The following is a 13720-nucleotide window of genomic DNA, read 5'->3' on the forward strand; positions in this document are numbered from 1 at the left end:
CGCCGTGCCCACACTCACCGACACCCTCGACGCCCTGCTGCCGCAGACCCAATGCACGCAATGCGGCTACGACGGCTGCCGTCCCTACGCCCAGGCCATGGCCGAGGGCCGGGCCGACGTCAACCGCTGCCCGCCCGGCGGCGCGCGCACGATCGAGGCCCTGGCGCGCGTCCTGGACCGCCCGGCGCGTCCCCTGGATCCCGCCTGCGGCACGCACCAGCCCTTCCGGGTGGCGCTCATCGACGAGGCGCACTGCATCGGCTGCACCCTGTGCATCCAGGCCTGCCCGGTGGACGCCATCCTCGGGGCCAACCAGTGCATGCACACCGTCATCGAGGCCGACTGCACCGGCTGCGAACGCTGCGTGGCGCCCTGTCCGGTGGACTGCATCGCCATGGTCCCGGCCGGCCGCGACTGGACGGCGGAGGACGCCGGCGCGGCCCGCGCACGCTACCAGGCGCGCAACGCCCGCCTGCGGGCGCGCCACGACGAGGCCGCCGGCCCCGCCGCGCGCACCCTGGCCAACAAGCCCGTCCTGGCCGCCCCCGACCCCCACGACAAGCAGGACCGCATCGCCCAGGCCCTGGCCCGGGCGCGCGCCCGACGCCCATGAACCGCGCCGCCATCGAAGAATGCTTCCGCCGCCTGCGCGAAGCCAACCCCCAGCCCCGCACCGAGCTCGAATACGGCAGCGTCTTCCAGCTGCTGGTGGCCGTCATCCTCTCGGCCCAGGCGACCGACCGCTCCGTGAACCTCGCCACCCGCGGCTTCTTCCCCGGGCACGGCACGCCCGAAGGGCTGCTGGCGCTGGGCGAGGCGGGGCTGGCCGAGGCGATCCGCACCATCGGCCTGTACAAGACCAAGGCGCGCAACGTCATCCGCACCTGCGAGCTGCTGCTGGAGCGGCACGGCGGCCAGGTCCCCGACCGCCGCGAAGACCTGGAAGCCCTGCCCGGCGTCGGCCGCAAGACCGCCAACGTGGTGCTGAACACGGCCTTCCGCCAGCCCACCATGGCCGTGGACACGCACATCTTCCGCGTGGCCAACCGGACCGGAATCGCGCCGGGCAAGACCGTGCTGGCCGTGGAACAGGCGCTGCTGCGCCGGGTGCCCAAGGAATACCTGCTGGACGCCCACCACTGGCTGATCCTGCACGGCCGCTACGTCTGCGTGGCGCGCAAGCCCAAATGCCCGCAGTGCCCGATCGCCGACCTGTGCGAATATCCGGACAAGACCCGGCCGGACTGAGCCCGGACTAGGCCTGGACTGGACCCGGACCGGCTCCGGACTGGCCCTGGGCTGGACCCGGACCGGCCGGCCCCCGGCCGCCTGTTGCCCGTCCCCCGTGGGCCGCCCGGGCGTCGCTTCGCTATTGCGCTGCAATATCCGGCCGGCGCGGCGGCAACCCTGTAAAACCCCTATGGAGCCGAGAGCCGGACAGTTCCATACTTGAAACAATCCGCCATCGGGCGCCGCAGTGCGACATTGGACACAGGGCATCATGGGCACAGAACCCGACATCATCCTCGAAACCCGCCAGCTATCGAAAACCTTCCTCGGCTTCACCGCCGTCGATTCCGTGGACCTGAAAATCCAGCGCGGCCACATCCACGCCCTGATCGGGCCCAACGGCGCAGGCAAGACCACCTGCTTCAACCTGCTCACCAAATTCCTCGAACCCAGCCAGGGCCAGATCTTCTTCGACGGCCGGGAAATCACCCGCGACAAGCCGGCGGAAATCGCCCGCAAGGGCATCATCCGCTCGTTCCAGATCTCCGCCGTCTTCCCCCAGCTCACGGTGCTCGACAACGTACGCATCGCCCTGCAGCGCGCCACCGGCCTGTCCTTCCACTTCTGGCGCAGCGAAGCCAGCCTGCGCCACCTGGACGGCCGCGCCATGGAACTGCTCGCCGAGGTGGACCTGGCCGATTTCGCCTCGCAGATGACGGTGAACCTGCCCTACGGCCGCAAGCGCGCCCTGGAAATCGCCACCACCCTGGCCATGGAGCCCAGCCTGATGCTGCTCGACGAGCCCACCCAGGGCATGGGCCACGAGGACGTCGACCGCGTCACCCGGCTGATCAAGCAGGTCAGCGCCGGGCGCACCATCCTGATGGTCGAGCACAACATGAAGGTCGTCTCCTCCATCGCCGACCGCATCACCGTGCTGGCGCGCGGCGCCGTGCTGGCCGAAGGCGACTACGCCGCCGTCTCGAACAACCCCGCCGTGATGGAAGCCTACATGGGCACCACCCAGGGCGAACTCGAAGGGGCCCATGCATGAGCGCGCCGGGCCGCCCCCAAGCGCCCGTCTGCGGGCGCATCACGCGAAGGACAGACCGCATCATGCGAAGGACAGACCAATGAGCCTGGCACTCGAAATCTCCGATCTGCACGCCTGGTACGGCGAATCGCACGTGCTGCACGGCGTGGACATGCGCGTCGAGCCCGGCCAGGTCGTCACCCTGCTGGGGCGCAACGGCGCCGGGCGCACCACCACGCTGCGCGCGCTGCTGGGCCTGACCAGCCGGCGCACCGGCTCGATCCGCATCCAGGGCACCGAATCGATCCACCTGCCCACCTACCGCATCGCGCACCTGGGCATCGGCTACTGCCCGGAGGAACGCGGCATCTTCGCCTCGCTCTCCTGCGAGGAAAACCTGCTGCTGCCGCCCACCGTGGGCGACACCCTGGGCGGGGGCATGTCGCTGGCCGAGATCTACGACATGTTCCCCAACCTGCTCGAACGGCGTCATTCGCCGGGCACCCGCCTGTCCGGCGGCGAACAGCAGATGCTGGCCGTCGCCCGCATCCTGCGCACCGGGGCCAACCTCCTGCTGCTCGACGAAATCTCCGAAGGCCTGGCGCCGGTGATCGTGCAGGCGCTCGACCGCATGATCCGCACCCTCAAGACCAAGGGCTACACCATCGTCATGGTCGAACAGAACTTCCGCTTCGCCGCGCCCCTGGCCGACCACTTCTACGTCATGGAACACGGCCAGATCGTGGAACAGTTCCCCGCCAGCCAGCTCCAGGAAAAACAGTCCACCCTCGACAGCCTGCTGGGCGTCTGACCGACGCCCGCGCCTCTTTTTCACCGATCCGCCGGCACAACCGGCACATACAGGAGACTTCCCATGAAACTGCGTACCCTATCCGCCGCGCTGGCCGTTGCCGGCCTGGGCTTCGGCCTTTCGGCCCAGGCCGCGGGGATTTCCGACGACGTGATCCGCATCGGCTTCATCGCCGACATGTCCGGCGTGTATGCGGACATCGACGGCAATGCCGGCGCCGACGCCATCCGCATGGCGATCGCCGACATGGGGGGCGAGATCAACGGGAAGAAGATCGAGCTGCTGACCGCCGACCACCAGAACAAGGCCGACATCGCCTCGGCCCGCGCCCGCGAGTGGTTCGACCAGCAGCACCTGGACATGCTGGTGGGCGGCACCAATTCCGCCACCGCGCTGGCCATGGCCGCCGTCGCGGCCGAAAAGAAGAAGCCCTTCCTGGTGGTGGGGGCCGGCTCCTCGGCGCTGACCAACGCGCAATGCACGCCCTACACCGTCCACTATGCCTACAACACCGTCGCCCTGGCCAACGGCACGGGCTCGGCCGTGGTGCGCGAAGGCGGCAAGTCCTGGTTCTACCTGACGGCCGACTACGCCTTCGGCCACTCCCTGGAACAGGACACGATGAAGGTCGTGGAAAAATCCGGCGGCAAGAACCTCGGCGCCGTGCGCGCGCCGCTGGCCACGACGGACTTCTCCTCCTTCCTGCTGCAGGCGCAGAGTTCCGGCGCCCAGGTCCTGGGCCTGGCCAACGCGGGCGGCGACTTCATCAATTCCGTCAAGGCCGCCAAGGAATTCGGCGTCACCCAGACCATGAAGCTGGCCGGCCTGCTGGTGTTCATCAACGACGTCCACGCCCTGGGGCTGGACAACACCGCCGGGCTGTACCTGACCACCGCCTGGTACTGGAACCAGGACGACGCCTCGCGCGCCTGGTCCAAGCGCTTCTTCGACAAGCACAACCGCGCGCCGTCCTTCCTGCAGGCGGGCGACTACTCCGCCGCCAAGACCTACCTGGAAGCCGTCAAGGCCATCGGCACCGACGACGGCGACGCCGTCATGAAGCAGCTCAAGAGCGTCAAGATCAACGACATGTTCATCAAGAACGGCCACATCCGCAAGGACGGCCTGACGATGCACGACATGTACCTGGCCCAGGTGAAGAAGCCCGACCAGTCCAAGGCGCCCTGGGACTACTACAACATCGTGCGCACCCTGCCGGCCGAATCGGTCTTCGGCGCGGAATCGACCTCCACCTGCGCCCTCAAGTAGCGCGCGGCGCATGAACGCCGGATTCCCGCCGCCGGGCGGGAATCTGCGATCCGTTTCACCCCTTCCGCCCGATTCCGCCGCAGCCCTATGACACAACTTTTCGGTGTTCCCCTCCAGGCCCTGCTCGGCCAGCTCCTGCTCGGCCTGGTCAACGGCTCGTTCTACGCCGTGCTCTCGCTGGGGCTGGCCGTCATCTTCGGCCTGCTCAACATCATCAACTTCGCCCACGGCGCGCTCTACATGCTGGGCGCCTTCGTCGCCTGGATGGGCCTGCAGTACCTGGGACTGAACTACTGGATCATGCTGGCCGCGGCCCCGGTGATCGTGGGCCTGTTCGGCATCGTCCTCGAACGCCTGCTGCTGCGCCGCCTCTACAAGCTCGACCCGCTCTACGGACTGCTGCTCACCTTCGGCCTGACGCTGCTCATCGAAGGGCTGTTCCGCAGCTTCTACGGCGTCTCCGGCCAGCCCTACAGCACGCCGGCCCTGCTGCAGGGCGGCGTGAACCTCGGCTTCATGTTCCTGCCCATCTACCGCGCCTGGGTCGTCGTGGCCTCGGTCCTGGCCTGCCTGCTGACCTGGTTCGTCATCGAGAAGACCCGCCTGGGCGCGCTGCTGCGCGCCGGCACCGAAAACCCCAAGCTGGTCGAGGCCTTCGGCGTGAACGTGCCGCTGATGATCTCGCTCACCTTCGGCTTCGGCGTCGGGCTGGCGGGCTTCGCCGGGGTGCTCGCCGCCCCCATCCTGCAGGTCTCGCCGCTGATGGGCTCGAACCTGATCATCGTCGTCTTCGCCGTGGTGGTCATCGGCGGCATGGGCTCGATCCTGGGCTCGATCGTCACCGGCCTGGGGCTGGGGGTCATCGAGGGCTTCACCAAGGTCTTCTGGCCCGAGGCCTCCAGCACCGTGGTGTTCATCATCATGGTGATCGTGCTGCTCACCCGCCCGGCCGGGCTGTTCGGGAAAGAATCATGAATCGACAACTGATCGCCTATCTGGCCGCCATCGTCCTGCTGGCGGCGCTGCCCGCGCTGGGCGGCTATCCGATCTTCATCATGAAGGTCATGTGCTACGCCCTGTTCGCCTGCGCCTTCAACCTGCTGCTGGGCTACACCGGGCTGCTGTCCTTCGGCCACGCCGCCTTCCTGGGGCTGGCCGCCTACGCCTGCGGCCAGTCGCTCGCCATCTGGGGCTGGCCCACGGCCGGCGGCCTGCTCTTCGGCACCGCCGCCGCCGGGGTCCTGGGGCTGGTCTTCGGCATCCTCTCGATCCGGCGCAGCGGCATCTACTTCGCCATGATCACCCTGGCGCTCGCCCAGATGCTGTTCTTCTACTTCCTCCAGGCGCCGTTCACCGGCGGCGAGGACGGCCTGCAGGGCATTCCGCGCGGCTCCATCCTGGGGCTGGACCTGAGCCGCGACATCAACCTGTACTACGTGGTGCTGGCGATCTTCGTGCTGGGCTACGCCCTGATCTGGCGCACCGTGCACTCGCCCTTCGGTCAGGTCCTGAAGGCCATCCGCGAGAACGAGCCGCGCATGATCTCGCTGGGCTACGACGTGGACCGCTTCAAGCTGCTGGCCTTCGTGCTCTCGGCCACCCTGGCCGGGCTGGCCGGAGCCACCAAGTCGCTGGTGTTCGTCTCGGCCACGCTGTCGGACGCCACCTGGCAGATGTCGGGCATGGTGATCCTGATGACGCTGATCGGCGGCATGGGCACGCTCACCGGCCCGGTGCTGGGCGCGGTCATCGTGGTGGCGCTGGAAAACAAGGTCGGCGAGTTCGGCCGCTTCCTGATGCAGCAGACCGGCATCGAATGGTTCCGCGTGCTGGGCGAATCGGTCACGATCGTCATCGGCCTCATCTTCATCGTCTGCGTGCTGGCCTTCCGCCGCGGCATCGTCGGCGAATGGCTGGCCTGGCGGCAGAAGACCGGCTGATCCGGTATCCGGTTGACGCAGTCGCAAAAATGGCCCGTCGGGGCCATTTTTGTTGGGGGATGCGCTCTCAAGCCGAAGCAGCTCCCCACGTCGCGGCCTGCATGCCGCTCGGACTCGCCTGGCGCAGAACAGTCCTCAAGGACTCTTCTGCGTCCCGGCAAGTCCCAAATAGCTTTCGATGACGCGGGGGTGGCCGGCCAGCATGCGGGCCTCGCCTTCGAGGACCACGGCGCCGGTCTCCAGGACGTAGCCGCGGTCGGCCACGTGCAGGGCGGCGCGGGCGTTCTGCTCCACCAGCAGGATGGACACGCCGGTGCTGCGCAGCTGGGCGATGGTCTGGAAGATCTCGCGCACCACCCGGGGCGCCAGGCCCAGGCTGGGCTCGTCGAGCATCAGCAGCGCCGGGCGCGCCATCAGGGCGCGGCCCAGCGCCAGCATCTGGCGCTCGCCGCCCGACAGCGTCCCCGCCGCCTGGCCGGCGCGCTCCCGCAGGCGCGGAAACAGCGCGTAGACCTCGTCCAGGGTGTCGCGCCAGCCGCGCACGCCGGCGCGGTACAGGCGGAAGCCCCCCAGCAGCAGGTTCTCGCGCACGGACATGCTGGCGAACAGTTCCCGGCGTTCCGGCACCAGCGACAGGCCCTGGCCGACGCGGCGCTCGATGTCCCAGCCCTGCACCTCGGCGCCCAGGAACACGACCGAGCCCCGGCTGTGCCCCTGCAGCGGCAGCGCGCCCATGATGGCGCCCAGCAGGGTCGATTTGCCGGCGCCGTTGGCGCCGATGACGGTGACGATCTCGCCGCGCCCCACCGTCAGGTCGATGGGATCCAGGGCGGCCACCTTGCCGTAGTGCGCCGACAGGCCCCGGACCGACAGGACGGGAGCGGCGACAGGCGCGGCCGCGGCCGTCCCGGCGGCGGCAGGGTTTCCGGTGCTCATGAGGCGCTCCCCTGCGGCGTGGCGCGGGCGGCGACGGGCTGCGGCGCGGCTTCGGGCACGCTCCAGGTCTCGTCCAGGCCGCCCAGGTAGGCCTCCAGCACGGCCGGATTGCGCTGGATGTCCGCCGGGACGCCCTCGGCCAGCATCGTGCCGAAATCCATGACCAGCAGGTGATCGGTGAGGTTCATCACGAAATCCATGTCGTGCTCGACCAGCAGCAGGCTCATGCCCTCGCGGCGCAGCTGGTCCAGCACCGCCGCCAGCGCCTGCTTTTCCTGGTAGCGCAGGCCGGCCGCCGGCTCGTCGAGCAGCAGCGCGATGGGGTCGCAGCACAGCGCCCGGGCGATCTCCACGATGCGCTGGCGGCCCAGCGGCAGGCTGCCGGCGGGCTGGTCGATCACGTCGCCCAGGCCCACCCGCTCGATCTGGCGCGCGGCCTCGCGCAGCAGCGAGGCCTCCGCCGTGCGGTCCAGGCGCAGCGCGGCCGGCACCACGCCGGCGCGGCTGCGCAGGTGGGCGCCCAGGGCGACGTTTTCCAGCACGCTCATGTCCGGCAGGAGCTGCACGTGTTGGAAGCTGCGCGCCATGCCCCGGCGGGCGATCTCGCGCGCCGGCAGGCCGTCGATGCGGTCCCCCATGAAGCGCACCGCGCCGCCGGACAGCGGCGCCACGCCGCTGATGAGGTTGAAGGTGGTGCTCTTGCCCGCCCCGTTGGGGCCGATCAGCCCCATGATCTCGCCCGCGCGCAGGCGGAAGCTGATGTCGTTGACCGCCACCAAGCCGCCGAATTGCTTGCGCACCCGGTCGACTTCCAGCACCACGTCGCCGGCCGCGGGCGCCGGCCGGCGCGGCAGTTCGGGCGCGGCGGCCAGGCGCGCCGGATCGTGGCCGCCGGGCTCGGCGCGCCCGCCCAGCCGCCGCCACAGCCGGGCCAGCACGGGCCACAGGCCGTCGCGGGCGAACTGCAGCACCAGGATCATCAGCACGCCGAAGGCGAGCAGTTCCAGGTTGGCGGTGGTGCCCACCAGGCCGGGCAGGACGTTCTGCAGCTGGTCCTTGACGATCAGGATGGCGGCGGCGCCCGCCACCGCGCCCCAGACGCTGCCCGAGCCGCCCACCACGGCCATGAACAGGTATTCGATGCCGTAGCCCAGGCCGAAGGGGCTGGGGCTGACGGCGCGCTGCATGTGCGCGTACAGCCAGCCCGACACGCAGCCCAGCAGGGCGGCGTAGACGAAGATCACGACCTTGTAGTGCGCCAGGTCCACGCCGAAGGATTCGGCCATGGAGCCGCTGCGCAGGGCGCGGATGGCCCGCCCCGCGCGCGAGTCCAGCAGGTTGTGCGTGGCCCACAGGGCCAGCAGCAGGATCAGCCAGATCAGCAGGTACATGCGCGGCCCCGAGCCCAGGGACCAGCCGCCGATGGACAGCGGCGGAATGCCGGCGATGCCGTCGTAGCGCCCCAGGAAATCCAGGTTGCCGTACAGGTAGTACAGCGCCAGGCACCAGGCCAGGGTGCACAGCGGCAGGTAGTGGCCGGACAGGCGCAGCGTGATGGCGCCCAGCGCGTAGGCCACCAGGCAGGTCAGCAGCAGGCCCGCCGCCAGGCCCAGCCAGGGGGAGACGCCGCCCGCCGTGGTCAGCCAGGCGGTGGTGTAGGCCCCCAGGCCGACGAAGGCCGACTGGCCGAAGGACGTCAGCCCGCCCACGCCGGTCAGCAGGACCAGCCCCAGCACCACCAGGCTGTAGAGCCCGATGTAGTTCATCTGGGTGATCCAGAAGGCGGGCACGCCCGGCAGCCAGGGCAGCAGCGCCAGGAGCGGGACCAGGACCATCAGGGCATGGCGCGGGCGCATCAGTCCTCCTCGTCCAGGTGGACGCTGCCGAAGGAGCGCCACAGCAGCACCGGGATGATCAGCGTGAAGACGATGGCTTCCTTGAAGGGGCTGGCCCAGAAGGAGGAAAAGGCTTCGAGAATGCCGACGAACAGGGCGCCCGCCGCGGCCGCCGGATAGCTGACCAGGCCGCCGAAGATGGCCGCCACGAAGCCCTTCAGGCCGATCAGGAAGCCCGTGTCGTAGTAGATGGTGGTGATGGCGGCGATCAGCATGCCCGAGAGCGCGCCGATGGCCGCCGCCAGGGTGAAGGTCAGGCTGCCGGCCACCCGCGTGCTGATGCCCACCAGCCGCGCGCCGCGCCGGTTGACGGCGGTGGCCCGCAGGGCGCTGCCGTACAGGGTGCGGCTGAAGAACAGCCACAGCCCGCCGATCAGCGCGGCGCAGGTGGCCAGTACCGCGAAGGTCTGGGCCGTCCAGGCCACCGGCCCGATCTGCACCGTGCCCTCGACCAGGGCCGGGGTGCGCCAGCCTTCCGCGCCGAAGAACAGCAGCCCCAGGCCGGTCAGGGCGAAGTGCACGGCGACCGAGACGATCAGCAGCACCAGCACGCTGGCCTGCTCCACCGGCTGGTACACCAGGCGGTAGATCATCGGGCCCAGGGGCACCACCAGCGCCAGCGCGAACAGCACGCGCAGGGCCAGCGGCACGTCCGGCCCGGCCGCCAGCGGCGCCAGGGCCTCCAGCGCCAGCGGCAGGGCCAGCGCCCAGCCCAGGGTGCGGCCGTAGCCGCGCCACTGGCGCGCGCGCCAGCACGAGACCGCCTCGACCAGGCACACCAGCACGCCCATCAGCACCAGCAGGTGCGCTGTCCCGGGCACCCGGCCGTTGGCGAGGAAGGCGAGCGACAGCGCGCCGAAGGTGACGAATTCCCCCTGGGGGATCAGGATCACCCGCGTCACCACGAACACCAGCACCAGCGCCAGGCCCAGCAGGCCGTAGATGGCGCCGTTCAGGATGCCGTCCTGCAGCAGGATCAGGGCGATGGTCAGATCCACGGCGCCCGCCCGCCGGCGCGCGCGCCGGCATCCAGGGCATGCCGGCGGCCGGGCCGCGACACGGGAAGGGAGGCGCCGCGCCGCATCACAGGTCCGGCTGGTAGGTCCACTTGCCGTCCACGACCTGCACCATGACGCGGCCGCGCTCGTCCAGGCCGGCGTGGTCGGTCGGGCTGAGCGTGAAGACGCCCTGCGAGGCGGGCAGTTCCTTGACCTGCTCCAGCGCGTCGCGCAGGGCCGCGCGGAATTCCGCCGTGCCCGGCTTGGCGCCGGTCTTCAGGGCGCGGGGGATGGCGTCGTTGATGAGCTGGCCGGCGTCCCACATGTGGCCGCCGAAGGTGTTGGTCGTGCCCGCGCCGTACTTGGCCTCGTAGGCCTTGACGTACACCAGGGCGCTGGCCTTGACCGGGTTGCTGTCGGGCAGCTGGGCCGCCACCAGCAGCGGGCCGGCGGGCAGGATCATGCCTTCGCAGGCCTTGCCGCAGACGCGCAGCACGTCGTTGTTGGCCGCGCCGTGGGTCTGGTAGATATGGCCCTTGTAGCCGCGTTCGACCAGCTCGCGCTGCGGCAGGGCCACCGGCGTGCCGGAAGCGGCGATCAGGATGCCGTCGGGCTTGGCCGACAGCAGCTTCAGGACCTGGCCGGTGACGCTGGTGTCGGGCCGGGCGAAGCGTTCCTCCGCCACGAGCTTGATGCCCTTGGCCTCGGCGGCGGCCTTCATTTCCTGCAGCCAGCCGTCGCCGTAGGCGTCGCTGAAGCCGATGAAGCCCAGCGTCTTGACGTTCTGCTTGACCATCGCCTGCGCCAGGGCGGCGGCCATCAGCGCGTCGTTCTGCGGCGTCTTGTAGACCCACTTGCGCGGGCCGTCCACCGGCTCGACGAGCTTGGCGTTGGCCGCCACGCTGATCATCGGCGTGCCGGTCTCGGCGGCCACGTCCGACATGGCCAGCGAGGCCGGCGTCACGGAGGTGCCCAGCACCACGTCCACGTGGTCGTCGGCCGTGAGCTTGCGGATGTTCTTCACCGCCTGGGTGGTGTCGGTGGCGTCGTCCAGCACGATGTACTGCACGGCCTGGCCGCCGATCTCCGTGGGCAGCAGGGCCACGGTGTCGCGCTCGGGAATCCCCAGCGAGGCGGCCGGGCCGGTGGACGACACCGTCACGCCGACCTTGATCTGGGCCGTGGCGGCCAGGGGCAGCGCGGCCAGCAGCGCGGCGGCGCCCAGGGTGAGCCGCATGGAAAGCGGGAATGTCATGTTTGTCTCCGAATGTTTTTGACGGACCGTGCAATTCATGACCGCGAACCCTGCGGGCCACGGCATAAACACATGAACGGGCGTCATATTATCGCAGCACGGCGCAATTTGTTGCTGCCCGGCGCGCCGCGGCCGCGCCGCCTCGGCCGATCGCCCCGCGCCGGCCGGTCCGCCATCCGGGCGAAAGTCGATTAAGATGGAGGATTGAAGCGAAATTCTGGACAGGTTCCTCGTGGACAAGATCACGCGCACGGACGCCGAATGGCGCGCGCAGCTTTCCCCCGACGAATTCGCGGTCACGCGGCTCAAGCACACCGAGCGGCCCTTCACGGGGCGCTACTGGGACGCCACCCAGGCGGGCACCTACGTCTGCGTCTGCTGCGGCACCCCGCTGTTCGCCTCCGACACGAAATTCGACGCGGGCTGCGGCTGGCCCAGCTATTTCCAGCCGGTGGCCCCCGACCGCGTGCGCGAGCTGCGCGACACCAGCCACGGCATGATCCGCACCGAGATCCTGTGCGCCGTCTGCGACGCCCACCTGGGCCACGTGTTCCCCGACGGCCCGCCCCCCACCGGGCTGCGCTACTGCATCAATTCGCTTTCCCTGAAATTCGTCCCGGCCGAATGAATCCGGGCCCCGCGTAAGATCACCCGTGAAAAAGTTCCTCTTCGACCTCTTCCCGCTGATCCTGTTCTTCCTGGCGTTCCGCTTCGCCGACATCTACGTCGCCACCGGAACGGCCATGGCGGCGGCCGTGCTGCAGATCCTCTGGCTGCGCCTGACCGGGCGCGCGATCGAGCCCACGCACTGGATCAACCTGACGGTGATCGTCGTGTTCGGCGGGGCGACGCTGCTGTTCCACGACGACACCTTCATCAAGTGGAAGCCCACGGTCCTGTACTGGCTGTTCGCCGCCATCCTGATGGGCGCGCGCCTGTTCGCCGGCCGCAACCTGATGCGCCGCCTGATGGGCGAGAAGATCGCCCTGCCCGAACGCGCCTGGAACCGCCTGAACGACAGCTGGGCCGGGTTCTTCGTCGCCTCGGGCGCGCTGAACCTGTACGTGGCCTTCTCCGGCCGCTTCACCGAGGCGCAATGGGTGAATTTCAAGGTCTTCGGCCTGATGATCCTGCTGCTGCTGTTCGTGGTGGGGCAGTCCCTGTGGCTGGGCCGCCACATCCAGACCGAGGCCGCCGCGCCCCCGGCCGGGGCCTCCGACAGCGAGCCGCGCGGATGAAGCCGCGCCGCGCCCCCTGCCCCGCCACCGCAGACCGCCCATGACTTCCGCCGGCCCCGACCTGCAGGCCGTGCTGGCCGAACGCCTGGCCGCGCTCGAACCCGCGCGGCTGGAACTGATCGACGAATCCCACCTGCACGCCGGCCACGCCGGCGCCCGGGGCGGCGCGCGGCACTTTCGCGTCCGCATCGTGTCCAAGCAATTCCAGGGGCTCGGCACCCTCGCCCGCCATCGTCTTGTGTATGATTGCGTGCGGGATCTGATGCCCCATCCGATCCACGCGCTGGCCATCGAGGCCGGCACCCCTCCCATCGAAGGATTTTCATGAAACGTATCGCTGCTGTCGCCCTGGCCTGCTCCCTGACGCTGCCGGTCTGGGCCAAGGACATCGCCACCGTCAACGGCCAGGGCATCTCCCAGGCCAAATTCGACCAGTTCGTCAGCATGCTGGTCTCCCAGGGCGCCCAGGATACGCCGCAGCTGCGCGACCAGGTCAAGCAGGAAATGATCAACCGCCTGGTGGCCGTCCAGGCCGCCGAGAAGGCCGGGCTGCAGAAGGACCCCGCCGTCCAGCAGGAAACCGAGCTGGCCTCGCAGAGCATCCTGGTGCGCGCCCTGATGGCCAAGTACCTGAAGGACCACCCCGTCAGCGAAGCCGACCTGAAGAAGGAATACGACACCATCAAGGCCCAGCAGGCCTCGCGCCAGGAATACAAGCTGCGCCACATCCTGGTCAAGGACGAGGCCAAGGCCAAGGACCTGATCAAGTCGATCAAGGCGAAGAAGACCTCGTTCGAGGCCGCCGCGAAAAAGGACTCCATCGACACCGGCAGCGGCAAGAACGGCGGCGAACTGGGCTGGGGCCCGGCCACCAACTACGTGCCGGAATTCGCCCAGGCCGTGGAAAGCATGAAGAAGGGCGACCTCAGCGCCCAGCCCGTGCAGACGCAGTTCGGCTGGCACGTGATCCAGGTCGAGGACGTGCGCCCGATCGCCTTCCCCTCCTTCGAGGAAGCCAAGCCGCAGCTGGAGGAAATGATGCGCCAGCAGGCCCTGGCCGACTACCAGAAGAGCCTGATGAAGGACGCCAAGATCGAGGATAAATAAGGATCTGG

General features: G+C 69.4%; 15 protein-coding genes. 11 read left to right on the forward strand and 4 right to left on the reverse strand.

Features of this window, described 5'->3' with window-relative positions; translation table 11 throughout:
* Positions 1–4 precede the first annotated feature (4 nt).
* The 7 genes from HNR28_RS12140 to HNR28_RS12170 all read left to right on the forward strand — a co-directional run bounded on the left by HNR28_RS12140 (position 5) and on the right by HNR28_RS12170 (position 6283).
* The gene (locus tag HNR28_RS12140; protein WP_151024164.1) at positions 5–613 is read left to right on the forward strand and encodes an RnfABCDGE type electron transport complex subunit B; all 609 of its coding nucleotides are present in this window, start codon (positions 5–7) and stop codon (positions 611–613) included.
* Entirely contained in the window at positions 610–1248 is a 639-nt protein-coding gene (nth, locus tag HNR28_RS12145; protein WP_151024163.1) for an endonuclease III, read from the forward strand. The genes HNR28_RS12140 and nth overlap by 4 nt, the downstream gene beginning before the upstream one ends.
* 253 nt (positions 1249–1501) lie before the next feature.
* On the forward strand, positions 1502–2284 hold the full coding sequence (locus tag HNR28_RS12150) for an ABC transporter ATP-binding protein (RefSeq protein WP_151024162.1): 783 nt from the start codon (positions 1502–1504) through the stop codon (positions 2282–2284).
* Positions 2285–2363: 79 nt separating this feature from the next.
* Positions 2364–3074, forward strand: a complete 711-nt coding sequence (locus HNR28_RS12155; protein WP_043680828.1) for an ABC transporter ATP-binding protein — start codon at positions 2364–2366, stop codon at positions 3072–3074.
* Positions 3075–3137: 63 nt separating this feature from the next.
* Positions 3138–4343, forward strand: coding sequence for an ABC transporter substrate-binding protein (locus HNR28_RS12160; protein ID WP_043680827.1), 1206 nt, complete (start codon positions 3138–3140; stop codon positions 4341–4343).
* Positions 4344–4430: 87 nt separating this feature from the next.
* A complete protein-coding gene (locus HNR28_RS12165) occupies positions 4431–5318 on the forward strand; it encodes a branched-chain amino acid ABC transporter permease (protein ID WP_043680824.1) in 888 nt (295 codons plus the stop codon).
* Entirely contained in the window at positions 5315–6283 is a 969-nt protein-coding gene (locus HNR28_RS12170; protein WP_043680821.1) for a branched-chain amino acid ABC transporter permease, read from the forward strand. Before HNR28_RS12165 ends, HNR28_RS12170 begins: the two co-directional genes overlap by 4 nt.
* 135 nt (positions 6284–6418) lie before the next feature.
* Here the strand turns inward: HNR28_RS12170 and HNR28_RS12175 are convergent, their stop codons facing one another.
* The 4 genes from HNR28_RS12175 to HNR28_RS12190 form a co-directional block, all read right to left on the reverse strand.
* Positions 6419–7219 carry an ABC transporter ATP-binding protein gene (locus HNR28_RS12175; protein ID WP_151024161.1) on the reverse strand — a complete coding sequence of 267 codons (801 nt, stop codon included), beginning with the start codon at positions 7217–7219 and terminating at the stop codon, positions 6419–6421.
* Positions 7216–9075: a branched-chain amino acid ABC transporter ATP-binding protein/permease gene (locus tag HNR28_RS12180; protein ID WP_184142917.1), complete on the reverse strand. Its 1860-nt coding sequence runs from the start codon at positions 9073–9075 to the stop codon at positions 7216–7218. Before HNR28_RS12180 ends, HNR28_RS12175 begins: the two co-directional genes overlap by 4 nt.
* Positions 9075–10112 carry a branched-chain amino acid ABC transporter permease gene (locus HNR28_RS12185; protein ID WP_043680819.1) on the reverse strand — a complete coding sequence of 346 codons (1038 nt, stop codon included), beginning with the start codon at positions 10110–10112 and terminating at the stop codon, positions 9075–9077. The genes HNR28_RS12180 and HNR28_RS12185 overlap by 1 nt, the downstream gene beginning before the upstream one ends.
* Positions 10113–10197: 85 nt before the next feature.
* On the reverse strand, positions 10198–11367 hold the full coding sequence (locus HNR28_RS12190) for an ABC transporter substrate-binding protein (protein ID WP_409360367.1): 1170 nt from the start codon (positions 11365–11367) through the stop codon (positions 10198–10200).
* 232 nt (positions 11368–11599) lie between these two features.
* On the opposite strand from HNR28_RS12190, the gene msrB reads away from it, so the two are divergent.
* From msrB to HNR28_RS12210, 4 genes are read left to right on the forward strand one after another with little or no spacing between them, the layout of a single operon-like run.
* Positions 11600–11995: a peptide-methionine (R)-S-oxide reductase MsrB gene (msrB, locus tag HNR28_RS12195; RefSeq protein WP_043680816.1), complete on the forward strand. Its 396-nt coding sequence runs from the start codon at positions 11600–11602 to the stop codon at positions 11993–11995.
* A gap of 25 nt (positions 11996–12020) precedes the next feature.
* The gene (locus tag HNR28_RS12200; protein WP_043680814.1) at positions 12021–12605 is read left to right on the forward strand and encodes a septation protein A; all 585 of its coding nucleotides are present in this window, start codon (positions 12021–12023) and stop codon (positions 12603–12605) included.
* A gap of 40 nt (positions 12606–12645) precedes the next feature.
* Positions 12646–12933 (forward strand): BolA family protein, encoded by a 288-nt coding sequence (locus HNR28_RS12205; RefSeq protein ID WP_043680811.1) that lies wholly within the window; start codon positions 12646–12648, stop codon positions 12931–12933.
* The gene (locus HNR28_RS12210) at positions 12930–13712 is read left to right on the forward strand and encodes a peptidylprolyl isomerase (protein WP_043680808.1); all 783 of its coding nucleotides are present in this window, start codon (positions 12930–12932) and stop codon (positions 13710–13712) included. The genes HNR28_RS12205 and HNR28_RS12210 overlap by 4 nt, the downstream gene beginning before the upstream one ends.
* Positions 13713–13720: the final 8 nt, after the last annotated feature.

This window comes from Castellaniella defragrans (assembly GCF_014203015.1).
Classification (GTDB): Bacteria; Pseudomonadota; Gammaproteobacteria; order Burkholderiales; family Burkholderiaceae_B; genus Castellaniella; species Castellaniella defragrans.

Bases quoted from the DNA above. Each gene is read 5' to 3' on its own strand.
- nth (WP_151024163.1), top strand. From the start codon at position 610: ATGAACCGCGCCGCCATCGAAGAATGCTTCCGCCGCCTGCGCGAAGCC.
- HNR28_RS12150 (WP_151024162.1), top strand. From the start codon at position 1,502: ATGGGCACAGAACCCGACATCATCCTCGAAACCCGCCAGCTATCGAAA.
- HNR28_RS12155 (WP_043680828.1), top strand. From the start codon at position 2,364: ATGAGCCTGGCACTCGAAATCTCCGATCTGCACGCCTGGTACGGCGAA.
- HNR28_RS12160 (WP_043680827.1), top strand. From the start codon at position 3,138: ATGAAACTGCGTACCCTATCCGCCGCGCTGGCCGTTGCCGGCCTGGGC.
- HNR28_RS12165 (WP_043680824.1), top strand. From the start codon at position 4,431: ATGACACAACTTTTCGGTGTTCCCCTCCAGGCCCTGCTCGGCCAGCTC.
- HNR28_RS12170 (WP_043680821.1), top strand. From the start codon at position 5,315: ATGAATCGACAACTGATCGCCTATCTGGCCGCCATCGTCCTGCTGGCG.
- HNR28_RS12175 (WP_151024161.1), bottom strand. From the start codon at position 7,219: ATGAGCACCGGAAACCCTGCCGCCGCCGGGACGGCCGCGGCCGCGCCT.
- HNR28_RS12180 (WP_184142917.1), bottom strand. From the start codon at position 9,075: ATGCGCCCGCGCCATGCCCTGATGGTCCTGGTCCCGCTCCTGGCGCTG.
- HNR28_RS12190 (WP_409360367.1), bottom strand. From the start codon at position 11,367: ATGACATTCCCGCTTTCCATGCGGCTCACCCTGGGCGCCGCCGCGCTG.
- HNR28_RS12205 (WP_043680811.1), top strand. From the start codon at position 12,646: ATGACTTCCGCCGGCCCCGACCTGCAGGCCGTGCTGGCCGAACGCCTG.
- HNR28_RS12210 (WP_043680808.1), top strand. From the start codon at position 12,930: ATGAAACGTATCGCTGCTGTCGCCCTGGCCTGCTCCCTGACGCTGCCG.